This is a genomic window from Aliivibrio sp. 1S128 (genome assembly GCF_001691065.1).
Lineage (GTDB): Bacteria > Pseudomonadota > Gammaproteobacteria > Enterobacterales > Vibrionaceae > Aliivibrio.
This window is the reverse complement of record NZ_MAJV01000090.1, coordinates 1-525: the sequence shown is the minus strand read 5'-3', so window position 1 is coordinate 525 and position 525 is coordinate 1. Positions and strand designations below refer to the sequence as shown.

Sequence of the window (525 nt, the reverse complement as noted above, 5' to 3'; positions counted from 1 at the left end):
GTTGATGCATTTGTTATGCCCGTGCTCAATTATAATGATGAATCTTCTCTTGATGCTTATATGACGATATTCTTAAGCTTTCAATAGGATTTATAAAAGTATTATTTTTATAATGATTCATCGCATAGTTGATTATATTACTGCGAAATACAATCTTTGAATCTAACGACTCGAAACGCTCATGGTGTAACCACATTTGTTTTTCATATTGATTGTATTTTTCTTCTGTTACTTTTTCCTTACCTATATAGTACTCACTACCATCCATGATTAGTGGCTCACTGTATTTTTTATCCAAATACCACCGATCCATTTCACACATAAATATAGAATCCCTAAACGTTTTCGTTAATACACATTTTTCAATGAACTTTGTTATACACAAATCACGAATAATGAGTACAAAAGGAGCAATTATATACAAAACACCCGCAGACACTGAGACTTTCAAAATCGAAGACCAAGATATTTCAAACATTTCCATAAGTTTCCTTTTTAAATAAAGGGCATAACGCCTGCATAACA

At 31.4% G+C, this 525-nt stretch carries 1 protein-coding gene; it reads right to left on the bottom strand.

Annotated elements, in window-relative coordinates:
* Window positions 1–25: 25 nt before the first annotated feature.
* Window positions 26–525, bottom strand: a 500-nt coding sequence (locus A6E03_RS10215) for a hypothetical protein (protein ID WP_218060166.1), incomplete at its 5' end; no start/stop codon positions are given.